General features: G+C 61.8%; 28 protein-coding genes. 17 read left to right on the top strand and 11 right to left on the bottom strand.

The features are described from left to right. Nucleotides 1-3 precede the first annotated feature (3 nt). On the bottom strand, nucleotides 4-564 hold the full coding sequence (locus tag BLW80_RS27965; protein WP_244528476.1) for an invasion associated locus B family protein: 561 nt from the start codon (nucleotides 562-564) through the stop codon (nucleotides 4-6). A 483-nt stretch (nucleotides 565-1,047) separates the two neighbouring features. Between BLW80_RS27965 and coxB the strand changes: the two genes are divergently transcribed. The 12 genes from coxB to BLW80_RS27905 all read left to right on the top strand — a co-directional run bounded on the left by coxB (nucleotide 1,048) and on the right by BLW80_RS27905 (nucleotide 11,984). After that, a complete protein-coding gene (coxB, locus tag BLW80_RS27960; protein WP_093761658.1) occupies nucleotides 1,048-1,893 on the top strand; it encodes a cytochrome c oxidase subunit II in 846 nt (281 codons plus the stop codon). Nucleotides 1,894-1,996: 103 nt separating this feature from the next. Next, on the top strand, nucleotides 1,997-3,622 hold the full coding sequence (gene ctaD, locus BLW80_RS27955; RefSeq protein ID WP_068732612.1) for a cytochrome c oxidase subunit I: 1,626 nt from the start codon (nucleotides 1,997-1,999) through the stop codon (nucleotides 3,620-3,622). Between the two features lie 101 nt (nucleotides 3,623-3,723). Then, nucleotides 3,724-4,665, top strand: coding sequence for a heme o synthase (locus BLW80_RS27950; RefSeq protein WP_093761822.1), 942 nt, complete (start codon nucleotides 3,724-3,726; stop codon nucleotides 4,663-4,665). Nucleotides 4,666-4,681: 16 nt separating this feature from the next. Next, entirely contained in the window at nucleotides 4,682-4,855 is a 174-nt protein-coding gene (locus BLW80_RS27945) for a cytochrome c oxidase system small membrane protein (RefSeq protein ID WP_093761656.1), read from the top strand. Nucleotides 4,856-4,874: 19 nt separating this feature from the next. Next, nucleotides 4,875-5,495, top strand: coding sequence for a cytochrome c oxidase assembly protein (locus BLW80_RS27940; RefSeq protein WP_093761654.1), 621 nt, complete (start codon nucleotides 4,875-4,877; stop codon nucleotides 5,493-5,495). Between the two features lie 96 nt (nucleotides 5,496-5,591). Next, nucleotides 5,592-6,449 (top strand): cytochrome c oxidase subunit 3, encoded by an 858-nt coding sequence (locus BLW80_RS27935; protein ID WP_089266832.1) that lies wholly within the window; start codon nucleotides 5,592-5,594, stop codon nucleotides 6,447-6,449. A gap of 80 nt (nucleotides 6,450-6,529) precedes the next feature. Further along, the gene (locus tag BLW80_RS27930) at nucleotides 6,530-6,925 is read left to right on the top strand and encodes a DUF983 domain-containing protein (RefSeq protein ID WP_093761820.1); all 396 of its coding nucleotides are present in this window, start codon (nucleotides 6,530-6,532) and stop codon (nucleotides 6,923-6,925) included. Further along, complete coding sequence (locus BLW80_RS27925) at nucleotides 6,922-7,677, top strand: SURF1 family protein (protein ID WP_093761652.1); 756 nt, start codon at nucleotides 6,922-6,924, stop codon at nucleotides 7,675-7,677. The genes BLW80_RS27930 and BLW80_RS27925 overlap by 4 nt, the downstream gene beginning before the upstream one ends. A 127-nt stretch (nucleotides 7,678-7,804) precedes the next feature. Next, nucleotides 7,805-9,220, top strand: a complete 1,416-nt coding sequence (thrC, locus tag BLW80_RS27920) for a threonine synthase (RefSeq protein WP_170849832.1) — start codon at nucleotides 7,805-7,807, stop codon at nucleotides 9,218-9,220. Further along, nucleotides 9,220-10,509, top strand: coding sequence for a M16 family metallopeptidase (locus tag BLW80_RS27915; RefSeq protein WP_093761650.1), 1,290 nt, complete (start codon nucleotides 9,220-9,222; stop codon nucleotides 10,507-10,509). Before thrC ends, BLW80_RS27915 begins: the two co-directional genes overlap by 1 nt. Before the next feature lie 34 nt (nucleotides 10,510-10,543). After that, nucleotides 10,544-11,131 carry a GNAT family N-acetyltransferase gene (locus tag BLW80_RS27910; protein WP_068732622.1) on the top strand — a complete coding sequence of 196 codons (588 nt, stop codon included), beginning with the start codon at nucleotides 10,544-10,546 and terminating at the stop codon, nucleotides 11,129-11,131. A 166-nt stretch (nucleotides 11,132-11,297) separates the two neighbouring features. Further along, a complete protein-coding gene (locus BLW80_RS27905; RefSeq protein WP_244528475.1) occupies nucleotides 11,298-11,984 on the top strand; it encodes a hypothetical protein in 687 nt (228 codons plus the stop codon). A gap of 72 nt (nucleotides 11,985-12,056) precedes the next feature. Here the strand turns inward: BLW80_RS27905 and BLW80_RS27900 are convergent, their stop codons facing one another. The 5 genes from BLW80_RS27900 to BLW80_RS27880 form a co-directional block, all read right to left on the bottom strand. After that, nucleotides 12,057-12,545: a F0F1 ATP synthase subunit B family protein gene (locus tag BLW80_RS27900; RefSeq protein ID WP_068732624.1), complete on the bottom strand. Its 489-nt coding sequence runs from the start codon at nucleotides 12,543-12,545 to the stop codon at nucleotides 12,057-12,059. A 4-nt stretch (nucleotides 12,546-12,549) separates the two neighbouring features. Then, a complete protein-coding gene (locus BLW80_RS27895; RefSeq protein WP_089266933.1) occupies nucleotides 12,550-13,119 on the bottom strand; it encodes a F0F1 ATP synthase subunit B family protein in 570 nt (189 codons plus the stop codon). A gap of 62 nt (nucleotides 13,120-13,181) precedes the next feature. Then, nucleotides 13,182-13,409 (bottom strand): F0F1 ATP synthase subunit C, encoded by a 228-nt coding sequence (locus BLW80_RS27890; protein ID WP_068732626.1) that lies wholly within the window; start codon nucleotides 13,407-13,409, stop codon nucleotides 13,182-13,184. 73 nt (nucleotides 13,410-13,482) lie between these two features. Further along, entirely contained in the window at nucleotides 13,483-14,232 is a 750-nt protein-coding gene (locus BLW80_RS27885) for a F0F1 ATP synthase subunit A (RefSeq protein ID WP_089266839.1), read from the bottom strand. Nucleotides 14,233-14,336: 104 nt separating this feature from the next. After that, nucleotides 14,337-14,714, bottom strand: coding sequence for an AtpZ/AtpI family protein (locus BLW80_RS27880; RefSeq protein WP_089266840.1), 378 nt, complete (start codon nucleotides 14,712-14,714; stop codon nucleotides 14,337-14,339). Nucleotides 14,715-14,989: 275 nt separating this feature from the next. Between BLW80_RS27880 and BLW80_RS27875 the strand changes: the two genes are divergently transcribed. The 3 genes from BLW80_RS27875 to BLW80_RS27865 all read left to right on the top strand — a co-directional run bounded on the left by BLW80_RS27875 (nucleotide 14,990) and on the right by BLW80_RS27865 (nucleotide 16,567). Further along, on the top strand, nucleotides 14,990-15,613 hold the full coding sequence (locus BLW80_RS27875) for a 2-hydroxychromene-2-carboxylate isomerase (RefSeq protein WP_093761648.1): 624 nt from the start codon (nucleotides 14,990-14,992) through the stop codon (nucleotides 15,611-15,613). Nucleotides 15,614-15,711: 98 nt separating this feature from the next. Further along, nucleotides 15,712-16,245, top strand: a complete 534-nt coding sequence (locus BLW80_RS27870; RefSeq protein ID WP_093761818.1) for a hypothetical protein — start codon at nucleotides 15,712-15,714, stop codon at nucleotides 16,243-16,245. A 100-nt stretch (nucleotides 16,246-16,345) separates the two neighbouring features. Then, nucleotides 16,346-16,567 (top strand): DUF6894 family protein, encoded by a 222-nt coding sequence (locus tag BLW80_RS27865; protein ID WP_068732634.1) that lies wholly within the window; start codon nucleotides 16,346-16,348, stop codon nucleotides 16,565-16,567. Nucleotides 16,568-16,582: 15 nt separating this feature from the next. On the opposite strand, the gene BLW80_RS30550 is transcribed toward BLW80_RS27865, so the two are convergent. Continuing rightward, the gene (locus BLW80_RS30550; RefSeq protein WP_170849831.1) at nucleotides 16,583-16,744 is read right to left on the bottom strand and encodes a hypothetical protein; all 162 of its coding nucleotides are present in this window, start codon (nucleotides 16,742-16,744) and stop codon (nucleotides 16,583-16,585) included. Between the two features lie 93 nt (nucleotides 16,745-16,837). On the opposite strand from BLW80_RS30550, the gene BLW80_RS27855 reads away from it, so the two are divergent. Further along, nucleotides 16,838-17,308 carry a secondary thiamine-phosphate synthase enzyme YjbQ gene (locus tag BLW80_RS27855; RefSeq protein ID WP_093761644.1) on the top strand — a complete coding sequence of 157 codons (471 nt, stop codon included), beginning with the start codon at nucleotides 16,838-16,840 and terminating at the stop codon, nucleotides 17,306-17,308. A gap of 100 nt (nucleotides 17,309-17,408) precedes the next feature. Here the strand turns inward: BLW80_RS27855 and BLW80_RS27850 are convergent, their stop codons facing one another. Then, complete coding sequence (locus tag BLW80_RS27850) at nucleotides 17,409-19,061, bottom strand: MFS transporter (RefSeq protein WP_374725619.1); 1,653 nt, start codon at nucleotides 19,059-19,061, stop codon at nucleotides 17,409-17,411. A 412-nt stretch (nucleotides 19,062-19,473) separates the two neighbouring features. On the opposite strand from BLW80_RS27850, the gene BLW80_RS27845 reads away from it, so the two are divergent. Continuing rightward, nucleotides 19,474-20,151 carry a response regulator gene (locus tag BLW80_RS27845; RefSeq protein ID WP_068732722.1) on the top strand — a complete coding sequence of 226 codons (678 nt, stop codon included), beginning with the start codon at nucleotides 19,474-19,476 and terminating at the stop codon, nucleotides 20,149-20,151. 5 nt (nucleotides 20,152-20,156) lie between these two features. On the opposite strand, the gene BLW80_RS27840 is transcribed toward BLW80_RS27845, so the two are convergent. The 3 genes from BLW80_RS27840 to hemA form a co-directional block, all read right to left on the bottom strand. Beyond that, nucleotides 20,157-23,675, bottom strand: a complete 3,519-nt coding sequence (locus BLW80_RS27840) for a PAS domain-containing hybrid sensor histidine kinase/response regulator (protein WP_093761642.1) — start codon at nucleotides 23,673-23,675, stop codon at nucleotides 20,157-20,159. A 113-nt stretch (nucleotides 23,676-23,788) separates the two neighbouring features. After that, nucleotides 23,789-24,220, bottom strand: a complete 432-nt coding sequence (locus BLW80_RS27835; protein ID WP_244528474.1) for a GlpM family protein — start codon at nucleotides 24,218-24,220, stop codon at nucleotides 23,789-23,791. 59 nt (nucleotides 24,221-24,279) lie between these two features. Beyond that, on the bottom strand, nucleotides 24,280-25,509 hold the full coding sequence (gene hemA / locus BLW80_RS27830; RefSeq protein ID WP_089266846.1) for a 5-aminolevulinate synthase: 1,230 nt from the start codon (nucleotides 25,507-25,509) through the stop codon (nucleotides 24,280-24,282). Nucleotides 25,510-25,514 lie beyond the last annotated feature (5 nt).

The following is a 25,514-nucleotide window of genomic DNA, read 5'->3' as shown; positions in this document are numbered from 1 at the left end:
AGCCTATGGCAGCTTGTCGTAACCCTCGCCGATGCCGTTGAGGCTGAGCGGGAAGCCGATGCCTTCTTCGGGCGTTTCGAAGATGATGAAGGTGGCAGTCTTGGCGGTGCGGAGCTGGGCGAGCAGCTTGTCGTCCATCACGACTTCGGCAACACAGCCATTGGGCAGGCAGCGCACGAAGCCGGCGCGGCCGACGTCCTGATTGTCAAGCTTGAGGCCGAGGCCGGACGGCAGCAGCACACCGAGCGGCGCCACCACGCGCATCAGCTTGCTCTTCTGGTCGGCGGTCTTCAGCACGATCACGGTCAGGCCGGCATTGGAGCGGTCTTCCGCCACCACGCTCTGGATCAGGGCACATTGTTCGGCCTGGGCACCGGGCGGGGTGTCGCAGCGGATCTGCCAGTCGCCATGAACCGAGCGCACCGCACCCTGGGCGCTGGCGGTAGTCGGGACGGCGGCGATTGCCGCGAGGGCGAGACAACCGAGCGCCAGCCGGCGCCAGCCTGCGATCCCGCGGCTTGGGCGGTTCAGGGTCGGTTTATGTTGCAACTTCGAGTGCCCCATCCGGGTCGATTCCTTAGGCGGTGACGTGGTGGTCGTAGTCCAGGGCAGCACGCTTGACGCTGTCTGTCTGGAGGATTTTTCCAGACCACGGAATGATACGGCAATGACGGCGCCTTGAAGGCATCCACGGAGCCACGAAAGCGCTCGCAGGCGCGAATCAGCATCCTGCCGATCGCCTGATCTGTGCCTACATCGGACAATTCCGCTGTCAAGCGCCGTTCGGTTGCCGCACGCCTCTTTATGCCTGATTTCATGCAGCAATTGCGACCTTCGTTCAATACCGCCGAATGCATTACGGGATGCGCCACTCCTGCATTGCGACAGACCGCGAATTATGGTTTGAGAGGCTAGATTTCGACGCATTCTAACAACTGCCTCCAGGCCAATCACTTGGGCGTTTTGGCAAATTGGCAGGGTGCGGATCGGGCGGCATAATTCGGCGACAGGCCGAAATGCGACAGTAAATATGGGAGCGCGAGCGGCATGAGGATGTCGAGGGGCCAGATTGGCCGCCGGTTGCTGGGGTTAGCAGTTGTTGGGGCCGGGCTTGCTTTTGGCGGTGCTGCATTCGCAGAGGTGATGGGCCAGCCCGCGCCGTGGGAATTCAAGCTGCAGGAAGCCGCCACGCCGGTGATGGAGAACATCACCTGGTTTCATAATTTTCTGCTCTGGCTGATCACCGCCATCACACTGTTCGTGCTTGTACTTCTCGTCATCGTGGTGATGAAGTTCAACTCCAAGGCCAACCCGGTCGCATCCAAGACCACGCACAACACGCTGATCGAAGTGGCGTGGACGATCATCCCGGTTCTGATCCTGGTCGCAGTTGCGGTGCCGTCGTTCCGTCTGCTGTTTCTGGAACTCGATATTCCGAAAGCCGACCTGACCATCAAGGCAACCGGCAAGCAGTGGTTCTGGACCTACAGCTATCCCGACAACGGCCCGTTCGAATTCGACTCGCTGATGGCCACCGACAAGCAGCCGCGCCTGCTTGCCGTCGATAACGAAGTCGTCGTTCCCGTGAACAAGGTCGTGCGTGTGCAGACGACCGCTGCAGACGTCATCCATTCTTTCGCGATCCCGTCCTTCGGCATCAAGATCGACGCCGTTCCGGGTCGTCTGAACGAGACCTGGTTCAAGGCCACCAAGACCGGCATGTTCTACGGCCAGTGCTCGGAACTGTGCGGCAAGGATCACGCGTTCATGCCGATCGCGATCCGCGTCGTCAGCGATCAGGAATTCACCGCATGGATCGAGACAGCGAAGAAGAAGTTCGCGTCCAATCCGACGAATTCCTACGCTTCGGCCGGAACTGCTGTGGCGCAGTAAGCGGGTGGCGGAGCCGCGAGGCTCCGCACGCACTGTAAGAAATTAGGGCGAGGGGACCGCAAGGTCCAAAGACTGCCAGAAGAAGACAAAGCAGGATTTGAAAATGGCAACGACCGCGGCAACACCGGCTCACGACGATCACGCCCACGACGATCATGCGCATGCGCATCCGACGGGGTGGCGGCGCTACGTCTATTCGACGAACCATAAGGACATCGGCACGATGTACCTTATCTTCGCGATCGTGGCGGGCGTCATCGGCGGCATCATGTCGATCCTGATCCGCATCGAGTTGATGTATCCGGGCGTCCAGATCTTCCACGAAAGCCACACCTACAACGTCTTCGTCACCTCGCACGGTCTGATCATGATCTTCTTCATGGTGATGCCCGCGATGATCGGCGGTTTCGGCAACTGGATGGTGCCGCTGATGATCGGCGCACCGGACATGGCCTTCCCGCGCATGAACAACGTATCGTTCTGGCTGCTGCCAGCCGCTTTCGCGCTGCTCATCATCTCGACCTTTGTGGAAGGCGAGCCCGGCGCGAACGGCGTTGGCGCCGGCTGGACCATGTATGCGCCGCTCTCGACATCGGGCCATCCGGGTCCCGCCGTCGACTTCGCGATTCTGGCGCTGCATCTCGCCGGTGCATCGTCGATCCTCGGTGCCATCAACTTCATCACCACCATCTTCAACATGCGCGCGCCGGGCATGACCCTGCACAAGATGCCGCTGTTCGTGTGGTCGATCCTGGTCACCGTGTTCCTGCTGCTGCTGTCGCTGCCGGTTCTGGCGGGCGCCATCACCATGCTGCTGACGGACCGTAACTTCGGCACCACCTTCTTCGCCGCAGACGGCGGCGGCGATCCGATCCTGTTCCAGCATCTGTTCTGGTTCTTCGGTCACCCCGAAGTGTACATCCTGATCCTGCCCGGCTTCGGCATGATCTCGCAGATCATCTCGACCTTCTCGAAGAAGCCGGTGTTCGGCTATCTCGGCATGGCCTATGCGATGGTCGCGATCGGCGGCATCGGCTTCGTCGTCTGGGCGCACCACATGTACACCGTCGGCATGTCGTCGGCGACGCAGGCCTACTTCGTTGCCGCCACGATGGTCATCGCGGTGCCGACCGGCGTGAAGATCTTCTCCTGGATCGCCACGATGTGGGGCGGTTCCATCGAGTTCAAGGCGCCGATGCTGTGGGCCGTGGGCTTCATCTTCCTGTTCACCCTCGGCGGCGTCACCGGTGTCGTGCTGGCCAATGCCGGTGTCGATCGCGTGCTGCAGGATACCTATTACGTCGTCGCGCACTTCCACTACGTGCTGTCGCTAGGCGCCGTGTTCGCCATCTTCGCCGGCTGGTATTACTGGTTCCCGAAGATGTTCGGCTACATGTATTCGGAAACCATCGCCAAGGCGCATTTCTGGGTCACCTTCATTGGCGTGAATCTGGTGTTCTTCCCGCAGCACTTCCTGGGTCTGTCGGGCATGCCGCGCCGTTATGTCGATTATCCGGATGCCTTCGCCGGCTGGAACCTGGTCTCGTCGATCGGCTCCTACATCTCCGGCTTTGCCGTGCTGATCTTCATCTACGGCGTGATCGAAGCTTTCGTCCGCAAGGAACAGGCTGCGAACAATCCGTGGGGTTCGGGCGCGACCACGCTGGAATGGACCCTGAGCTCGCCACCGCCGTTCCATCAGTTCGAAGTGCTGCCGCGCGTTCAGTAAGTGGTTTTCGTGCGGCGCTCTTGGGTGCCGCACCGAGTTAATGCCTCCGCCGAACTCGCAAGAGTTTCGGCGGAGTGCTCGTAACAAAAGTGAGAATGATCTTGTCCGTCCTCGACCACCATACCATCGACCTGTCTGCCCCCCGCATCTCCGAAGCGGGTGTTGCCGACTACATCGCGCTGCTCAAGCCGCGGGTGATGTCGCTGGTCGTGTTCACGGCGATGGTCGGTTATTTCCTGGCGCCGGGCGATCATCACCCGGTGCTGGCGATCACCTCGATCCTCTGTATCGCTGTCGGCGGCGGCGCCTCCGGCGCGCTGAACATGTGGTACGAGGCCGATATCGACGCGCTGATGTCGCGCACCGCCAACCGCCCGATCCCGCGCGGTCGCATCACCCGGCCGGAAGCACTGACCTTCGGTCTGGTGCTGGCCTTCTTCTCGGTGATGACGCTCGGCATCCTCGTCAACTGGCTCGCCGGCGCGCTGCTCGCTTTCACCATTTTCTTCTATGTCGTGATCTACACCATCGCTCTGAAGCGCTGGACCGCGCAGAACATCGTCATCGGCGGTGCAGCCGGTGCGCTGCCGCCGGTCGTCGCCTGGGCTGCGGCGTCAGGAACGCTCTCGATGGAGCCGGTCCTGCTGTTCTTGATCATCTTCTTCTGGACCCCGCCGCATTTCTGGGCGCTGGCCCTGTTCCGCAACGACGATTACACCCGCGCCGGCGTGCCGATGCTGCCGGTGGTCGCTGGTCCCGACGCGACCCGGCTGCAGATCCTGCTCTACACTGTCGTGCTGGTTGCGACCGCCGTGGCCCCGTGGCCGCTCGGCTATTTCTCTGCCATCTACGGCACGGCTTCGCTGATCCTCGGCGCCGGCATGATGTATCTCGCCGTGCAGGTCTATCGTCTGCGCGAAGGCACGCCTGCCAATCGCGCGACGCGCAAGCTGTTTGCTTTCTCGATCGTCTATCTGTTCGCGCTGTTTGCCATTCTGTTGCTCGAGGTGGTCGTGAAGGCCATCCTCCCGATGGTTTGGTAGAGGGGCGCATGATCCGATGGACAATGAGCGCAAGCCTACCGAGCCAGAGGGCATCGTCCTCACCGAGGCGCAGAAGAAGAGCCGGCGCGAACGCTCGCTGGCCATCGCCTGGGTGCTCGGCATCCTCGTCGTGCTGTTCTTTGCCGTCACCATGGTCAAGGGGCCGGCCGTTCTCATCCGGCCCATGTAAATGACAGAAGCCGAGTGACATGACCGATCAGCCGCAGAACATCAAAGCCTCGAAGCCGCGCCTCGGTCGCGATGCGACGGTGGCTGCGGCTTGCGGTCTGCTGGTGGCTTTCATGGTCGGCGCGTCCTACGCGGCCGTGCCGCTGTATAACTGGTTCTGCCGCGCCACTGGCTTCAACGGCACCACGATGGTGGCCAGTTCGGCGCCCGCATCCGGGCCGATCGCGCGCAAGATCGCGGTGCGCTTCGATGCCAATGTGTCGGGCGGCCTGCCATGGAAATTCGTCCCGGAGCAGAGCGAGATCGAGGTCAAGATCGGCGAGGTCGTGACCGTGTTCTATACGGTGACCAACCAGTCCGCCCGTACCACCTCCGCACAGGCTGCCTATAATGTGGCGCCGCTGACGGTGGGTGCGTATTTCCAGAAGATCAATTGCTTCTGCTTCACCGACCAGACCCTGGCGCCCGGTGAGAAGCGCGAAATGCCCGTCGTATTCTATGTCGATCCTGCGCTGGCCGCGGATAGCGAGAATGACGGACTGAAGTCGATCACACTGTCCTACACGTTCTACCCCCTGCGCGATCCCGCGCCGAAGCCGCTGGCGGCGACGGAGACTGACAAGCGCAAGGGTAACCTCTAAGAGAAAGCTCTGAGAGAAATCCTGGAGCGTTCCGCGTTATAAAATTGAGAGAACTCGCACCGGCTTCAACCGGCGCAGCTGACGGAGAGAACCGCAATGGCTACGGCGCAAGCAAAGCACCACGACTATCACCTCGTCGATCCCTCGCCGTGGCCGGCGGTAGGCTCGCTGTTCGCCTTCATCATGGCGGTCGGTGCGGTCAGCTGGATGCATCACATGTATGCCGCGGCGCCCATCGTGTTCGGCGTCGGCACCATCGGCGTGCTCTACGTGTTCGCAAGCTGGTGGACCGACGTGGTTCGTGAAGCCCAGTACAAGGGCGATCACACCCGCGTGGTGCAGATCAGCCATCGCTACGGCATGATCCTGTTCATCGCTTCGGAAGTGATGTTCTTCGTTGCCTGGTTCTGGGCCTATTTCAATTCGTCGCTGTTCCCCGGCGATCCCGTCCATGCCACCCGCGAAGCACTGTTCGGTGGCGTTTGGCCGCCGAAGGGCATCCAGACCTTCGATCCCTGGCACCTGCCGCTGCTCAACACGCTGATCCTGCTGACCTCGGGCACGACCGTCACCTGGGCGCATCACGCGCTGCTGGAAGGCGACCGCAAGGCGGTGAAATACGCCCTGATCCTCACCGTACTGCTCGGCGCTGCCTTCTCCTGCGTGCAGGCCTTCGAATACGCCCACGCCGCTTTCGGCTTCAAGGGCAACATCTACGGTGCGACTTTCTTCATGGCGACCGGCTTCCACGGTTTCCACGTGCTGGTCGGCACCATCTTCCTCTTGGTCTGCCTGTTCCGCGTCTATGCCGGTCACTTCACGCCAAAGCAGCATCTCGGTTTCGAATTCGCCGCCTGGTACTGGCACTTCGTGGACGTGGTCTGGCTGTTCCTGTTCGTTACGATCTATGTCTGGGGCTATGGCGGCCCTATCGTCGGCGCAGCCGCGCACTGATCGCATTCGGGTGCTACAAGAGGGCGGCCGCAGGGCCGCCCTTTTTGTTTGGCGCTTGCGCCGTGAAAGAATTCGACTCGATGCCCGATCAAGCCGCTGTTCCCGTCAGTCTTGGCCAGACCGTCATCCGCGGCCTGACCTGCAAATGCCCACGTTGCGGCGCGGGCAAGCTCTATGCGGGCTTCATCAATCTGGCGCCGCGCTGTGAGCGTTGCGAACTGGACTATGCTTTCATCGACACCGGCGATGGTCCTGCGATCTTCATCATCATGATCGCAGGGGCCATCGTTGTCGGTTGCGCGCTGGTGGTGGAGGTCAAGTATCAGCCGCCATTCTGGCTGCATGCCGCGCTGTGGCTGCCGCTGATTCTCGCGACCACGCTGCTGCCGTTGCGCTCAATGAAGTCGCTGCTGATCGCCCTGCAATTCCACCACAAGGCCTCCGAAGGCCAGTTGATCGATCGCACGCCGAAATGAACACAGTTGCAGCGCGCCGGCGCAGTATCACCGGTCTCGGCATCGTCACGCTCATCATCGTCGGTGTGCTCCTCAGCCTCGGCTTCTGGCAGTTGCAGCGCCGTACCGAGAAACACGCGTTGATCGCCGCACTCACGGAGCGCCTTGCAGGTGCGCCCGGCACATTGCCCGCGCCGGCCACATGGGGCGTGCTGACCCCGGCGAAAGATGAATTCCGCCGCGTCAGCTTTTCGGCGGTCTACAAGCCGGTCCCTGACGGCATGGTCTACAGCTCCGGCTCCGGCGTGCGGCCCGATGTGCCGGGTCCGGTGACCTGGGCCTTCCTGCCGGCGCAGCTGGTATCCGGCGAGACTGTCGTGATCAATGCGGGCTTCGTGCAGAACACGATGCAGGATCGCGCCCAGCAGGACCGCGCCGTGCAGAAGCTCATCACCGGAGCGCCGGTGACCATGACCGGCTATCTGCGCTTTCCCGAAACCGCGGGCACGCTGACGCCCCATGACGACGTTACCAAGCGTCTCTGGTTCAACCGCGACCAGCGTGCCATGGCGCAGGCGCTCGGCTGGGGCCCTGTCGCGCCGTTCTATGTCGATCTGGAAAGTCCGGTGCCGGCCAACGCCATTCCGAAGGCCGGTCCGCTCGAAATCCATCTCAAGGATGACCACATGCAATATGCCATCACATGGTTTGGCCTCGCGGCCGCCGTGGTGATTGCTTTCGGGGTCTGGATCAGGGGCCAGCGGCGAGCCTGAACCCTGGCCAAAGTCGGTTTCCTCGCCCGGCGAAACCCATTATGGTGCCCTTCGATTTCACGCGGCGTGAAGTTTTAACCCCATTATTATCAAAGGCTTGGCGGTTTCCGCGCCTTTGGAGGACGCCTTGACGACCTATATCTCGACGCGGGGAGAGGCCCCGAAACTCGGTTTTTGCGATGTCATGCTGACCGGGCTTGCCCGCGACGGCGGCCTCTACATTCCCGAGGTCTGGCCCCAGTTGTCAGCCGAGACCATCGCGTCGCTGTTCGGCCGGCCCTATTGGGAAGTCGCCGTCGAGGTGCTCCGGCCGTTCGTGGCCGGCGAGATTTCCGACGAGGATCTCGGGCGCATGGCCAATGAGGCCTATGCCACCTTCCGCCATCCCGCCGTGGTGCCGCTCGACCAGACCGCGTCGAACCAGTTCGTGCTCGAGCTGTTTCACGGCCCGACGCTGGCGTTCAAGGACGTCGCCATGCAGCTCATCGCGCGGCTGATGGATCACGTCCTCGCCAAGCGCAATCAGCGTACCACGATCGTGGTCGCGACCTCCGGGGACACCGGTGGCGCTGCCGTCGATGCCTTCGCCGGTCGCGACAATGTCGATCTCGTCGTACTGTTCCCAAACGGCCGTATTTCCGACGTGCAGCGTCGCATGATGACCACGACCGGCGCGTCGAACGTCCATGCGCTCGCCGTCGAGGGCCATTTCGACGATTGCCAGGCGATCGTGAAGGGTCTGTTCAATCATCACAAGTTTCGTGACGCCGTGTCGCTGTCGGGTGTGAACTCGATCAACTGGGCACGTATCGTTGCGCAGGTGGTTTACTACTTCACCTCGGCCGTCGCGGTCGGTGCGCCTGCACGCAGCGTTGATTTCACGGTACCTACCGGCAATTTCGGTGACATCTTTGCCGGCTATGTGGCCAAGCGCATGGGTCTGCCGGTGCGCAAGCTGCGCGTCGCCGCCAACGTCAACGACATCCTCGATCGTACGCTCAAGACCGGCATCTACGAAGTGCGTGAGGTCCACGCCTCGTCGTCGCCGTCGATGGACATTCAGGTGTCGTCGAATTTCGAGCGCCTGCTGTTCGAAGCCTCCGGCCGCGATGCTGCGCTGGTGCGCGGCTTGATGGATTCGCTCAAGCAGTCCGGTCGTTTCGTGCTGCCCGAGAAAGTGCTGACCGCGATCCGTGCCGATTTCGAATCCGGCCGCGCCGATGAGGATGAGACATCGGCTGCCATTCGCGCGGCGTGGCGCGAAACCGGCGATCTGATCGATCCGCATACCGCCGTGGCATTGGCCGTCGCCGATCGCGACACCACCGAGATGCATGTGCCCAATGTCGTGCTGTCGACAGCGCATGCAGCGAAATTCCCCGATGCAGTCGAAGCCGCTTGCGGCGTCCGGCCGGCATTGCCGGTCTATCTGGAAGGGCTGATGACGAAGCCCGAGCATATTAAGGTCATGAAGAATGACCAAAGCGATATTGAGCAGTTCGTGCTGTCGGTCAGCCGCGCTGCGAAGCAAGGAGTTTCCTGATGACTGTCGAAGTTACCAAACTGCCTTCGGGCCTGACGGTCATCACCGATACCATGCCGCATCTGGAAACCGCCGCGCTCGGCGTCTGGACCGGCGTTGGTGGCCGCGATGAGAAGCCCAACGAGCACGGCATCTCGCATCTGCTCGAACACATGGCGTTCAAGGGCACCAAGAAGCGTTCGTCGCGCGAGATCGTCGAGGAGATCGAGGCGGTCGGCGGCGATCTCAATGCCGCGACCTCGACCGAAACCACGGCCTATTACGCCCGCGTGATGAAGGCCGATGTGCCGCTGGCGCTCGATGTGCTCTCGGACATTCTCGCCAATCCCACTTTCGTGCCGGATGAACTGGAGCGCGAGAAGAGCGTGATCGTGCAGGAGATCGGTGCGGCACAGGACACGCCGGACGATGTCGTGTTCGAACATCTCAACGAGCTCTGTTATCCCGACCAGCCGATGGGCCGTTCGCTTCTGGGCACCGCCAAGACGCTGAAGGGTTTTGATCGCGACATGCTGCAGAGCTACCTGTCCACGCATTATCGCGGGCCGGACATGGTGGTGGCTGCCGCAGGCGCCGTGAATCACCGCCAGGTCGTGCATGAAGCCGCCGATCGCTTTTCCAGCTTCGAAGGCACGGCTGCGCCGAAGCCGCAGCCGGCGATGTTCGGCAAGGGCGGTTCGCGCGTGGTCAATCGCGATCTCGAACAGGCACATCTGACGCTGGCGCTGGAAGGCCTGCCGCAATCGGACCTGTCGCTGTTCAGTCTGCAGGTCTTCACCAACATTCTCGGCGGCGGCATGTCCTCGCGGCTGTTTCAGGAAGTGCGCGAAAAGCGCGGTCTCTGCTATTCGATCTACACCTTCCACGCGCCCTATACCGACACCGGCTTCTTCGGTCTCTATACCGGCACCGATCCCACCGATGCGCCGGAGATGATGGAAGTCATCGTCGACGTCATCAACGAGTCGGTGGAGACATTGACCGAAGCCGAAATCGCGCGCGCCAAGGCGCAGATGAAGGCCGGTCTGCTGATGGCGCTGGAGAGCTGCAGCTCGCGCGCCGAGCAATTGGCGCGGCACATGCTGGCCTATGGCCGTCCGCTCACCGTGGAAGAGCTCGTCCAGCGCATCGATGATGTCAGCGTGGAATCGACCCGCAACGTCGCCCGTGGCCTGCTGACGCGCAGCCGCCCGGCCGTGGCGGCGCTCGGCAGCGGCCGGGGGCTGGACACGGCAGTGGCTTTTGCGGAAGGATTGACCCGCGCCAAGGACAAGAGCCTGCTCCACTAGGCAGGTGAGGTCCGAGGCATCAGGGAGCGAGCCTATGGCCCTGTTTCGTTTGCCATCGAGCATGCCGGCGGCGCTGGCGCCGCGCGGCTACGGCGTTGCATTGCGCGCGCCCGTGATGAGCGATTTTCCGCAATGGGCCGATCTGCGTGAGCTGAGCCGGGGTTATCTCACGCCGTGGGAGCCGATCTGGCCGTCAGACGACCTGACGCGCTCCGGCTTTCGCCGCCGGCTGCGCCGCTATGCCGACGATGCGTCCGCTGATCGCGCCTATCCGTTTCTGGTGTTTCGCGAGTCCGATGGCACGCTGCTGGGCGGCGTGACGCTGGCCAATGTGCGCCGGGGTATCGTTCAGGCCGGCACCATCGGCTACTGGGTCGGCCAGCCCTATACCGGGCAGGGCGTGATGACCGCGGCGCTGCGGGTGTTGTTGCCAACGTTGTTTGGCGAGTTGAACCTGCACCGCATCGAGGCGGCCTGCATTCCCACCAACCTGCCGTCGGTGCGGGTGCTGGAGAAGTGTGGCTTCTCGCGCGAAGGGCTGGCGCGGCGTTATCTCTGCATCAATGGCATCTGGCAGGATCACCTGCTTTACGGCATGCTGCATGAGGACTTCCGCGGGTAGTTCTGCTGCAACGCGATGTCCGGATGTGGCGCAATGGCGCGCATCTGTCCTGTCTCAAGCGCCTCGTTAAGTGCCTTGGGTTCGCCGCCATTGCGCTGTTATAAGGCCCTGCGCACGCCTTGGGCGGGGCAGCGCAAACGACTGAATTTCCGGGGATATCTTCACAATGCGCAACATTCGTTCGATGCCGATCAGCGGCCGCACCGGCGCGCTCCGCGGCCTGCTGGTGATCACTGCAGCAAGCCTGACGCTGGCCGGTTGCGGCGGCGGCAGTATGTTTGGCGGCGGTTCGCCGAGCAGCAGCGGCGGCGGTAGTCCGTCGATGACCGATCGCTTCACCCAGTTGTTTTCGGGCAAGTCCACCGAGGTCGGCGCGCCGCAGTCGCCGCAGACCGATGAGAACGATCTGACCTGCCCGAGCGTCAGCATCCGGCCGGGCGCCTCGACCTATGCGGTCGGCGCCGCAGGCAAGCCTGCGGTCGGCAACGATCTGGCTTTTCAGGCCACCATCACCCGGACAGCGCGCTCCTGCGATCTCAATGGCGGTCAGATCTCGGTCAAGATCGGCATCCAGGGCCGCGTCATCGTCGGGCCGGCCGGCGCGCCAGCAGTGGTCGATGTGCCGCTGCGTGTCGCCGTGGTGCAGGAAGGTGTGACGCCGAAGACCATCGCCACCAAGGTGTTCCAGACCAATGTGCAGATTGGCAGCGAGACCAGCGTGCCGTTCAGTCTGGTCGGTGAGGATCTTGTTTATCCCGTGCCCACAGGCACTGCAGGCGATTCCTACATCTTCTATATCGGCTTCGATCCGCAGGCCCTGAAATCGCAGGCACCCGCACGCAAGCGGCGCTAAGGGGTTATCCGAGCCAACAAAAAAGCCGGCGCGATCATTTCGCGCCGGCTTTTTTAGTTTGAAGTCTTTCGCTTAGTTCAGCTTGGAGCGAACTTCGCCGATACCCTTGGCGATCAGGTCGTCGGCCACCGAGCCCTTTACGGACTGCGACAGTACCGAGGCTGCGGCATTCACTGCGGCTTCGGCTGCGGCTGCGCGAACATCTGCGATAGCCTGGGCTTCCGCCATTGCGATCTTGCCTTCGGCGCTCTTGGTGCGGCGAGCGACAAAATCTTCCATCTTGGTCTTGGCTTCCGCGGCAATGCGCTCGGCCTCTTCCTTGGCGGACGTGATGATGTCCTGCGCTTCGCGCTCGGCCGCTGCATGACGCTTTTTGTAGTCTGCGAGCAGCGCGGCGGCTTCATCACGCAGGCGACGGGCGTCGTCGAGTTCCTGCTTGATACGGACGCTGCGGTGGTCGAGCGCCGTCAGGATGGTGCGGTGAATACCGAACCAGCCGAAAACCGCCATCAGAAGGACAAAAGCGACGGCGACCCAGAATTCAGCTTGAAGTCCGAACATCCGTTTATCCTTTCAGCGACGCGTCGAGCGCGGCGTTGACGGCGCCTGCATCCGGGCTGATGCCCGTCAGGCGTTCGACGATCGCCGAGGCCGTGTCCGCAGCAATGCTGCGCACATTGCCCATCGCCGTTGCGCGGGTGGTGGCAATGGTCTGCTCCGCTGCAGCAAGCTTGGTGGCAAGGCTCTCTTCGAGCTTCGCCTTGGCCTGCTCCTGTTCCGCATTGAGCTTCTCACGAACTTCGGTCGCCATCGCCTGCGCCTTGGCGCGAGCATTGGCGAGTTCGGTTTCGTAAGCCTTCAATGCAGCGTCGGAATCGCCCTTGAGCTTGGCGGCTTCGTTCAGGTCCGTATCGAGAACCTGCTGACGGGCCGCAAGCACGCCGCCGACGCGGGGCAGCGCCAGACGCGACACGATCAGATAGAGCAAGCCGAACGCGATCGCGAACGACACCAGCTGTGAAGCGAAGGTGTTGCTCTCGAACGGCGGAAACGACGCCTTGTGACCACCGTCTGCCGCAGTGTGCGCGGCAGTCCCGTGATCGGCGCCCTTGGATTTGCCCTGACCTTCAGCCACAGCAGTCTCCTTATCGATCGGAAGCGCTCCAGGACGGAGCGGCAACCGGATCCGTTTTCAGCTTAGACGGCGAACAGCAGCAGCAGCGCGATCAGCAGCGAGAAGATGCCGAGCGCTTCGGTCACGGCGAAGCCGAAGATCAGGTTCGCGAACTGGCCCTGGGAAGCCGACGGATTGCGGAGCGCACCGTTGAGGAACTGGCTGAAGATCATGCCGACGCCGATGCCAGCGCCACCCATGCCGAGACAAGCAATGCCGGCGCCGATGTACTTCGCTGCGATGGGATCCATAGTAAAACTCCTTCTTGGGATAGGGATTTAGACGGTTGAGGGTGAATTCCGCCAGGACACTAAGAAGCGATGGTTAGTGGCCCGGATGAAGTGCGTCGTTGAGATAGATGCAGGTCAGGATCGTGAACACATAGGCCTGCAGGAAGGCGACCAGCAGTTCCAGCGCGGTCAGCGCCGTGGTCATGGCCAGCGGCAGCACCGAACCGAAAATGCCGAGTGCGCCGAGTGCGCTCAGCGAGGTCACGAAGCCGGCAAAAACCTTCAGCGTGATGTGGCCGGCCAGCATGTTGGCGAACAGACGGACCGAATGCGACACCGGGCGGGACAGGAACGAGATCACCTCGATCACCGTGACCAGCGGCAGGATGTAAATCGGAATACCGTGCGGCACGAACAGCTTGAAGAAGCCGAGACCGTTTTTGTAGAGGCCGTAGAGCAGCACGGTCAGGAACACCATCAATGCCAGCGCGACGGCGACGATCAGATGGCTGGTGACGGTGAAGGTATAGGGGATGATGCCGATCAGATTCGCCGTCAGGATGAACATGAACAGCGAGAACACGAACGGGAAGAACTTCATGCCTTCTTCGCCGATGCTACTGCGCACCGTATTCGACACGAATTCGAAGGACAGCTCGGCGACCGACTGGAAGCGGCTCGGGATCAGCGCACGTCCGGCGCTGCCGCCGATCATCAGCAGCGACACGACGGCGACGGCGCCGAACATATAGGCCGATGAGTTGGTGAAGGCGATTTCCTGATTGCCGATATGGCCCAGGGTGAAGATCTTGTGGATCTCAAATTGATGGATCGGATCGGCCATCCACGTCGGTCTTTCAATTCGGCCGGAACGTCCGGCGTTTCCTTGCCGGACAGCCGGCACTCAAATGCTGCGCCAACGACGCAGAGGTCTTGGGCGCGAATTTCTTATTCCGCTTTTTTTCCGACACCAGCCGAGCGCATCACGTTCATCACGCCGGCGACGAAGCCAAGCAGCATGAGAACGATCAGCCCCCACGGCGATGTCGACAGCAAACGATCGAAGCCCCAGCCCAGAATCGTTCCGACGACGACGCCCGCGACCAGTTCCGAAGAAAGACGGAGACCCACCGCCATGGCCGATGCCCTGGACTGCGCGTTTCCGCTTCCAGTTTCGGATTGGTCAGTCTGAAGTTTGCGCTCATCCTGAAGTTTGGACAGACGCTGATTCAGACTTCCGAGCCTTGCGGAAAGCGCAGCCTCATCGGGAGACGATTTGCCATCGTTTCTGCGTTCACTGTCATCGTCCCGTGTGCCGTTCGTCATGCTTGCGACACTCGAAATAACGCTGCAAATGCTGGAAATAACGCCCCATCACCCTTCAAAGCCGGGCGGACCATACTTAGCGCATCTTGCCAAGTCAAGATTCGCTGATCGCCTGTTAGTGCTTTGATTCATTTGATTTTATTGACGAAATTCGAATCCCGCTGCGCGGGATCGCCGCAGCGCAAGAATGACTTTCGAGGTGATCTATCTTGCACGGCGCAGGGCGCTCTGTTGGAGTACCGCAGAGTTTGAAAACGCCCCTGCCGGAGCCCGGAATGTCTCAAGAGATCGACTACTATTTTTCGCTGCCATCGCCCTGGGCCTATATCGGCCACACGCTCTTTCGCGATCTCGTAAGTACTTATGATCTCAAGGTGAATCATAAGCCGGTATTTCTCGGCGATCTGTTTTCGGAAACCGGCGGCCTTCCGCTGGGCAAGCGTCATCCGGTGCGGCAGCGCTACCGGATGCTTGAATTGCAGCGCTGGCGCGACAAACGCGGTCTCGATTTTCATTTGCAGCCGAAGAACTGGCCATTCGATGGCCGACTCGCTGATGGTCTGGTGATCGCGGCGCTCGAGGCCGGACACGATCCGGACCCGTTCCTGCGCCGCGCGTTTCCTGCGGTCTGGGAAGGTCAGCTTAATCTCGGCGACACGGCCGTGCTGACCAGACTGGCGGATGATTCGGGGCTGCCGGGCGCGAAACTGCTAGAGCGCGCGGCGTCGAGCGATGTGGCTGCGAAATACGAACAGAACCGTCAGGAGGCGATTGCGGCTGACGTGTTCGGCTCGCCGGCCTATGTGCTCAACGGTGAAGTATTTTGGGGGCAGGACCGGCTCGAATTGCTGGCTGATGCGTTGAAGGCGAAGCGGGCGCCTTTCAAATCTCAAATCTGAGCACATCTGAGAGTAAAGGCGGCTTTCGCCCCGAACTCGCAACGCGGAGCATCTCCATGAAGAATGCTGTGGTGCGTTTTGCCTCTCCCGGACAGCCCATGCGGTACGCCGCGCGGGTTGGCGCGGTTCTGATGGCCGGGATCGTCAGTGCGTCTGCGCAGGCCCTCCCGGACATCGAGAATGGCCGTTATTCGCTGTCGCCGATCGCTGAAGGCGTCATCCGCCTGGATACCCGCACCGGCACGGTTTCGACATGCACGGATAAGGGATCCGGCTGGGCCTGCTATGTCTTGCCGGATGAACGTGCCGCGCTCGATACCGAGATCGGGCGGTTGCAGAGGGACAACGACAGACTGAAGGCGGAGCTTGCCCAGCGCGGTCCAGCCGTCGCCGGCAAGACCGATGAAGCGCTCCCGAAGCAGGATTCGCTGAAGCCCGGAAAACCAGGGAGTGCGGATGGCGAGAGGAAGATCGAGATTCCGCTGCCGAGCGAACGCGACGTCGATCGGGTGATGGCCTTTGTCGAAAACGCGTGGCGTCGCCTTGTCGACATGGCCAGCCGCATCCAGCGCGATTCGGGAAGATCTGAGCGCTGCGAGTTTAGCGCCGGATGGCAGCGCTCACATAGCTGACTGGTATTATCGCAGCGCCTTTTGCCGCGATATCGAGAATAATTCGGTACTAGCAGAGAGGAGCCAAATCGTACGTTTTTCGACTTAAGGGAGCACTTTGATGCCGAGATTTTATTTTGATCTCGTCGATGGGACGACCGTGCCCGACGCTTCCGGGCAGATTTTGCGCAATGAATTGCTGGCCGCTGAGGTCGCCGACAAGCTCGCAGGCGATATTTACAAGATCAGGCCCGAGCTCCGCGGCAAGCACTTCGCCATTTCCGTCCGCAACGAAGAGGGCGATGAAATTCACCGCGCAGATGTGGTTAGCTCTGACGATTAACGCAGTGCGCAGCTCTTATTTGCGGTCGAGCCCGATATCGTCGCCGTCGCCATGAATGGCGTCGCGGTCGGCTTGATCGGTGTTGTCTGCGTCCTTGATGACAGCTTTCTCCTGTGCGCGCTGTTCGTCCTTGCGTGGCCCCGGCCCCGGAATGTCCCTTGATGTTTTAGGCTTCATGGCGTTTTCCCTTGTCCATCCTGATTGAAGTGGGAACGCCATCTCGGCGTTTTGGTTCATCAGTCAAGGTGGAATTGGCCAAGAGGGGACTTCATGACATCTGCCAGATCCGTTACGCGCAGCGCGCCGTCTTCAGTTCGTGTCGAGACCGTGATGTCGTCACTGCTGACTGTGCAGACATCCGGTGCCGGCTTCATCGATATCACCCGCGAGGTCGGCAAATTCCTGAGCGAGATCGGCGCCCGAGAAGGTGCGTTGACGCTGTTCATCCGCCATACCTCAGCGTCGCTCACCATCCAGGAAAATGCCGATCCTTCCGTGCTGGTCGATCTCATGACAACGCTCGATCGTCTTGCGCCTCAGGATTTTAACTGGACGCACGATACGGAGGGTCCCGACGACATGCCGGCGCATGTTCGTGCCATGCTGACCGCAACCTCGCTGCACATCCCCGTTCTGTCAGGCAAGCTCGCGCTCGGAACCTGGCAGGGGATCTATCTGATCGAACACCGCGCCCGCCCGCATCGCCGCGAGGTGGTGCTGCAGTTCGTCGGCGCGACCTGACGCTCGCAGATCTGCCGAAACAAAAAAAAGGCCGCGGATTGCTCCGCGGCCGTTTGTTGTCGTCGTGTCCGCCGGCAGCCTGGCTGCCGGCTGGGCGAGATTAGTTCGCGCTGATATCGACGTCCTTGGTCTCCGGCAGGAAGAAGAAGCCGACGACCACGGTGATTGCCGCGAAGATGATCGGGTACCACAAGCCGGCATAGATATCGCCGGTCGAGGCCACGATGGCGAAGGCAGTCGCCGGGAGAAGTCCGCCGAACCAGCCGTTGCCGATGTGGTAGGGCAGCGACATTGAAGTGTAGCGGATCTTGGTCGGGAACAGTTCGACCAGCATTGCCGCGATCGGCCCGTAGACCATGGTCACGAACAGCACCAGGACGAACAGCAGTCCGATCACCGCCGCGACCTGCGGACGGAAGATATCGAACGGATGCGCCATCTTCACGATCTGCGCGTCGCCCGCCTTGGGATAGCCCGCCGCCTGAACTGCTGCGAGAACCTGCGGGTTCGACGCTGCAGCCGCGGTGTAGGGCACGTCCTTGCCGTTGACGACGACCTTCACGCCCGAGCCCGCTGCCCCGTAGGCGGTCGAGTACTTGACCGACGACTGGGCCAGATAGGCGCGGGCCGTATCGCAAGGTGTGGAGAACACGCGGGTGCCGACCGGGTTGAACAGATCGCCGCACAGCGCGGGATCTGAAACAACTTCCACCTTCACGGTCTCGATCGCCTTTTCCAGAGTCGGGTTGGCGTTGGTGGTGATCATCCGGAAGATCGGGAAGAAGGTCAGCGCTGCGATCAGGCAGCCTGCCAGAATGATCGGCTTGCGGCCGATCTTGTCGGACAGGGCGCCCCAGAACACGAAGAAGCCGGTGCCGAGCAGCAGCGACCACGCGATCAGCAGGTTCGCGGTGTAACCGTCGACCTTGAGGATCGATTGCATGAAGAACAGCGCGTAGAATTGGCCGGTGTACCAGACCACGCCCTGGCCCATCACGCCGCCGAACAGTGCGATCAGCACGATCTTGGCGTTGCTCCAGTTGCCGAAGGCTTCGGTGAGCGGAGCCTTGGAGCCCTTGCCCTCGTCCTTCATCTTCTGGAACACGGGCGATTCATTCAGGCGCAGACGGATCCAGACCGAGATGCCGAGCAGAACCACCGAGACCAGGAACGGAATGCGCCAGCCCCAGGCGGCGAATTCAGGCTCACCCAGCGCCGACCGCGTGAACAGGATCACCAGCAGCGACAGGAACAGGCCGAGCGTGGCCGTGGTCTGAATGAACGACGTGTAGTAGCCACGCTTGCCGGCCGGCGAGTGTTCCGCCACATAAGTTGCCGCGCCGCCATATTCGCCGCCGAGCGCAAGGCCTTGCAGCAGGCGCAGGCCGATCAGGATGATCGGAGCCGCGATGCCGATGGTCGCTGCATTAGGCAAGATGCCGACGATGAAGGTCGACAGGCCCATGATGAGGATGGTGACGAGGAACGTATACTTGCGGCCGACGATGTCGCCGACGCGTCCGAACACGATGGCGCCAAACGGACGAACGATGAAGCCCGCGGCGAAGGCCAGCAGCGCGAAGATGTCGCGCGTGGCCTGATTGAACATCGGCAGCTTGGTGGCGGGATCGATCACGCCGAAGAACTGCGCGCCGATGATGCCGGCCAGCGAGCCGAACAGGTAGAAGTCATACCATTCGAAAACAGTGCCGAGCGATGACGCGAAGATGACGAAGCGTTCGTCCTTCGTCATCCCTTGGGCTTTCGCCGATGTTGCTGCGATGGTGGACATGTTTGAATCGCTCCCCAAATCCGTTGCAAAATTTATTGTGGCTTCTCGCTCGCTGCGCCGAACTTCTGTCGGCTCATTGCAGAGAACTTCGATGCAAAAGGTAGCATTGCGGGGAAATGCGACCCAATACGACTTTAGGCCGTGCGCAAGGGGCTGTGCGCAGACGTCGCAGTGGCGGAAAACGTTTTTCCGGACGTGCGCGTGCATATGAAATATTGCATCGCACAATGACTCGCGTTCACCAATTTACCGCGTGGCAGCATTGGACGCTTGCAAGACGTTGTCGCGCGGGGGACACTTGTGGCGAAATGCGCTTTTGCGCGTCGTCTCAACGCGGTCGCTGGTTCGCCGCAAGATTTTTGCATGGATTTTGATGACCGTTATCGCTCCCTCGCGCCTCATTATTGCCGACGATCATCCGTTGTTCCGCGGTGCATTGCGGCAGGCGGTCAGCAGTGTGCTGCCGACGACCACGGTCGATGAAGCTGGTACATTCGAGGATCTGACCAAACTGCTGGAACAGGATTCCGACGTCGATCTAATCCTGCTCGATCTGTCGATGCCGGGGATATCAGGATTCTCGGGACTGATTTACCTCCGAGCACAGTATCCCGCGATTCCGGTGGTTATCGTCTCCGCCAGCGATGACGTCGGTACGATCCGCCAATCGCTGGACTTTGGCGCGTCAGGCTTCATTCCAAAGCGCTTCGGCGTCGATACGCTGCGCGATGCCATCGTGCGCGTGATGGATGGCGACGTCTGGGTTCCACCGGACGTCGACATGTCCGCAGCAGCCGATCCGGAAATGAGCAAACTGCGCGATCGGCTGGTGACGCTGACGCCGCAGCAGGTCCGCGTGCTGATGATGCTGTCGCAGGGACTGCTCAACAAGCAGATCGCCTATGAGCTCGGCGTGTCCGAGGCGACCATCAAGGCGCATGTCTCGGCGATCCTGCAGAAGCTCGGTGTCGAGAGCCGCACCCAGGCCGTCATCGCCGCCGCAAAGATCGCCGGCGGCCAGTGGCGCCAGGGCGAGCAGACGCCGCAATAATCGGATTATTCCGCCGCGATCATCTGCTGCGTGCGCCATTGTCCGAGCAGGGCGCGCAACGACGCCGGTTTGACCGGCTTGTTCAGCACCGCGATTTTGTCCTGACGCGCGGCGGACTGCACATGCGGGCTGCGGTCGGCGGTGATCAGGATGGCCGGGATCTCCTTGCCGAAACGGTTGCGGATTTCCCGGATCGCGGCGACGCCGTTGCCGCGGTCGAGATGGTAATCGACCAGCAGACCCGTGAGGCGGCGGCCCGAGCCCTGGATTTCGGCAATCGCGTTCATCGCGGCTTCCGGATCAGGGACGGCGACGACCTCGGCTCCCCAGGCCTGCAGCAGCGTCTTCATGCCGTCGAGAATCGCCATATCGTTCTCGATACAGACAACGAGCGTGCCCGACATAGGTGACTTCGACAGCGGCGTCGCGCTGGTGACCGCGGTAGTGTGATTGATCGCCTTGGCGACGGGCACCGTCACCGAGAAGAACGAGCCGCCGCTGCGATTGGAATCCAGCGCGATGCCGTGATTGAGCACATGCGCGAGACGTTTGACGATCGACAGGCCGAGCCCGAGGCCACGCGCGATCCGCGCGCCCTGTTCGAGCCGGTGAAATTCCTTGAAGATCTCGCCGCGCTTGAGGATCGGAATGCCGACGCCGGTATCGTAGATGCCAATCTGCAAGGCCTTGCCGCGGCGCCGGCAACCGACCAGCACGCGGCCATGCGGCGTGTATTTGATCGCGTTCGAGATCAGGTTCTGCAGGAGACGGCGCAGCATCAGGCGATCGGATTCGACGGGCAGTGAGCACGGCACGAATGTGAGCTTGACGCCGCGGGCGTGTGCAATCGGTGCATATTCGATCTCGAGTGAACGCATCAGGTCGCCGATGCGGAAGCTGGAAATCGCAGGGCTCATGGCGCCCGCATCCAGGCGCGAGATGTCGAGCAGCGCTCCGAGGATTTCCTCGATGGCCTCCAGCGAGTCGTCAATATTCTCGACCAGCCGCGCATCCTCGCCGCCGCTCTTTCGCTCGACCAGGCTGGTGACATAGAGCCGTGCGGCATTGAGCGGCTGTAGAATGTCGTGGCTGGCAGCGGCCAGAAAGCGGGTCTTCGAGATATTGGCGTCTTCCGCAGTGCTCTTGGCGAGCGCCAGTTCGGAATTCAGTCGCGTCAGTTCCTCGGTGCGGTCGCGGACGCGTTTTTCCAGCGTGGCATTGGCGCGCTCCAGCGCTTCTGCTGCCTCGAAGCTGGGCGTGACGTCGGAGAAGGTGAGCACGAGCCCGCCATCGGGCATCTTGTTGGTGCGGACCTCGATGACGATCTGGCGGTCCTGAAGACGTTCAAGATAAGGCTCGCCCTCGGTGGTGTAGGCAGCCAACCGCGCCTGCGTCAGGGTTTCGTTGTCGCCATAAGGCGACGCGCTCTGGATGCCGATGAATTCCAGAATCTCCCGGAGTGGAATGCCGATCTGTACGATCTGCGGTGGCAGGCCGAGCAGTTCGCCGAACTGCCGGTTGGAGACGATGAGCTGCAGGTCGGGGTTAAAGACGGCGATGCCCTGGCGGACGTGATTGAGCGCAGTCTGCAGAATTTCGCGATTGAAATGCAGCGCCGCATGGGAATCGTCGAGCAGCTTCAAGGCCGCCTTGGCCGACACCGTACGCTTGCGCAGCAGCAGCGACATCACCACGCGGGACGAGGCTGCGCCAATCGATGACGCGATCAGATATTCTGCGTGCTGCAGCAGTTCGAAATCCGCAGGCGCGGCTGGATCGAGATCGACACGGCGACGCGTGGCGAAAGCATCGAAGGATTCGCGCGCGCGGTCCGGGCCGAGATATTGGGTCACGGTGCTGAGAATGTCCTGCACCGTCACCGTGGTCCGCCAGCGCCGGAATGCCGGTGTGATCGGCGCCAGTGTGTTCGGCACGAAGACATCAGCCTGCAGCCGTTCGATCGACGACGGCGCCCGCATCAGCGACAGCACGATATAGGTCAGGATATTGAGCGACAGGCTCCAGAGCGTGCCGTGCAGCAGCGGTGGCAATTCAGTGCCGAGCAGGTCCTGTGGCCGCAGCGCCTCGATACCGAACGGGCCGTGCTGCAGGAACAGGACGCCTGCGGTACTGCCTTCAAGGAAGCTCGGGATGAAAAGCGTATAGGCCCAGACGATGAAGCCGACCACCATGCCGCCCATGGCGCCGCGGGCGGTCGCGCGCCGCCAGATCAGCCCGCCAAAGAAAGCCGGAGCGAGTTGCGCGATGGCGGCAAATGACAGCAGGCCGATGGCGGCCAGTTGCGTATTGCCGAGCGCGCGGAAGTAGAAATAGGCCATCACCATGATGGCGAAGATCGAAAACCGCCGCGCCTTCAGCAGGAAGTTGCCGAAGTCGGTCTGCTCATTCTGCGTCTGCGGTCCGCGCCGCAAGACCAGTGGCAACACGATATCGTTGGACACCATAATGGCCAGCGCAACGCATTCGACGATCACCATCGCGGTGGCAGCCGATAAACCGCCGATGAACACCGCCATGCTGAGTGCGCTGGAGCCGGCTTCGATCGGCAGCGCCAGCACATACATGTCGCTGTCGACCGCGCCGAACGGAAAGGTCACGAGGCCCGCCAGGGCGATCGGAATGACGAACAGGTTGATGGCGATCAGATAGGTAGGAAACAGCCAGCGCGCACGGCTCACTTCGGAGTCGCTGGAATTCTCGACGACGCTGACGTGAAACTGCCGGGGCAGCAGCATGATGGCGCAGAACGACAGCAGCACCATCGTGAGGAAATTGCCGAACGACGGCACATAGTTGATGGCGCGCATCGCCTCTGGTGTCTTCATCGCGCGCTCGACCAGCTCCGAGGGGCCGAACATCCAGAATGTCACGAAGGCGCCGGCGATGATGAACACCACCAGTTTGACGATGGATTCGGTCGCCACGGCGAGCATCAAGCCGTGCTGATGCTCGGTCGCATTGGTCTGCCTCGTGCCGAACAGGACGGCGAACATCGCCATGGCGAGCGTCACGACCAGCGCCATGTCGCCGACGATGGGAACGCCGGCAATGGCCTTGTCTTCGCCGAGGATCGTTTCCAACGATGACGCGACGGCTTTCAGCTGCAGCGCAATGTACGGAACCGAGCCGATGATGGCGATCACGGCCACGGTGGCGGCGACGGCCTGGCTCTTGCCGTAACGTGCGGCGATAAAGTCGGCGATCGAGGTGATGTTCTGGGTCTTGGCGAGATGGATCACACGCCGCAGCACCGGCGAGAAGAAGGCAAAGAACAGGATCGGGCCGACATAGATCGCGAGGAAATCCACGCTGGTCCGGCTGGCCACGCCGACCGAGCCGAAGAAGGTCCAGGACGTGCAATAGATCGCCAGCGACAGCGGATAGATGACGGCCTTGGCACGGCCGCTCTGGAACAGCGCGATCCGGTCGCCATAGCTGGCGACGCAAAACAGAAATCCGATGTAGCAGAGGGCGGCAACAATCACGCCCCAGTCGTGCAGCATCGTGCGTGCTCCCTTTGGCGGGCGCAAGCCCGTCCGTCAGGCGAAAATCTAGCCGGTTGCGCCGGTGCAGGCGACAGGGATTTGGCCGGACGCCGGGGAATGCCGGATCGTCGTTAAATCCAGCGCGGGCCGAAAAAGGCGATCAGGATAATGAACAGCCAGGCGGTCACGCCGGCCAGCAGAGCGAGGCGGTAATCGAACGTGCCGACCGTGAGATAGCAGATGCCGAGAAAAGCGAGATAGGCCGGAATGGTCTTCGCGCCGGCCATGCAGGCTTCCCGGAAGCCCGCACTGTCGCCTTTTGCGCCGACGATGAGGAGCGCAATGATCGCAAAGGTCGGAAACAACGGCAGAATGCCGGGCAGCGTGTTGCCCCGTTTGGACAACCAGGCAATCAGGGCGGTGAGCAGTCCGCCGAGAATACCTTTCCAGATGATGTCCAAGGGATGTCCTTCAGGTGAGCCGCAGCAAGCTCCGCCCTCATCCTGAGGAGCGGCCACTTGGCCGCGTCTCGAAGGATGGCGGGAAGCGTCGGTGCGCATCATCTCATGGTTCGAGACGCGCGCAAGGGCGCGCTCCTCACCATGAGGGGCGGAGCATGTTGTTACTCCGCCGCCAGCGCCTTGGTGCGCAGTGGCAGGCCGAGTTCATCCCACACCTGCAGCAGCGATTCCGCGAGATGATCGATCAGCACGTCGTCGTGATAGGGCGACGGCGTGATGCGGAGGCGCTCGGCGCCTTTGGCGACGGTGGGATAATTGATGGGCTGGATGTAAATGCCGTGATCTTCGAGCAGCAGATCGCAGGCCTTCTTGCAGAGCTCGGCATCGCCGACGAACACCGGCACGATATGGGTGTCGGTGGACATCACCGGAATGCCGGCGGCGGTGAGGATCGCCTTGACCCGCGCAGCGCGATCCTGATGGCGCTCACGCTCCCAGCTGGAGCTCTTCAGGTGCTTGATCGCTGCGGTCGCGGCCGAGCAGATCGCCGGCGGCAGCGCGGTGGTGAAGATAAAGCCCGGCGCATAGGAGCGCACGGCGTCTACAATGTCCTTGTTTGCTGCGATATAGCCGCCGAGGCAGCCATAGGCTTTGGCCAGCGTGCCTTCGAGTACGTCGATGCGGTGCATCACGCCGTCGCGCTCGGCGATGCCGCCGCCGCGCGGGCCATACATGCCGACCGCGTGGACTTCATCCACATAGGTCATCGCGCCATAACGTTCGGCGAGATCGCAGATCGCAGCCAGTGGCGCGACGTCGCCGTCCATCGAATACAGGCTCTCGCAGGCGATCAATTTCGGCCGCGCGGGATCGGCAGCCTTCAGCAGTTCTTCGAGATGCGCGACGTCGTTATGGCGGAACACAACGCGATCGCAGCCGGCCTGCCGGATACCTTCGATCATCGAGTTATGATTCAACGCGTCGGACAGGATCAGGCAATTCGGCATCAGCTTGGCGAGCGTCGAAATGCCGGTCTGGTTCGAGACATAGCCCGAGGTGAACAGCAGTGCTGCCTGCTTGCCGTGGAGGTCGGCGAGTTCTTCCTCGAGCTGCACCAGCGGATGATGGGTGCCTGCGATGTTGCGGGTGCCGCCGGCGCCGGTGCCGACACGGGTCGCGGTCTCGACCATGGCGCCCACCACTTTCGGGTGCTGGCCCATGCCGAGGTAATCGTTGGAGCACCAGATCACGACATTGCGCGGACCCTGCGGCGTGTGCCAGACCGCATGCGGGAACCGACCGGCAATGCGCTCGAGGTCGGCGAAGACACGATAGCGGCGCTCGTCATGCAAACGATTGAGCGCGTCACTGAAGAACTTGCTGTAATCCATCGCAA

It is taken from the genome of Tardiphaga sp. OK245, from assembly GCF_900108575.1.
GTDB lineage: Bacteria > Pseudomonadota > Alphaproteobacteria > Rhizobiales > Xanthobacteraceae > Tardiphaga > Tardiphaga robiniae.
The sequence above is the reverse complement of the archived record's forward strand: the minus strand, read 5'-3'. Positions and strand labels throughout refer to the sequence as shown.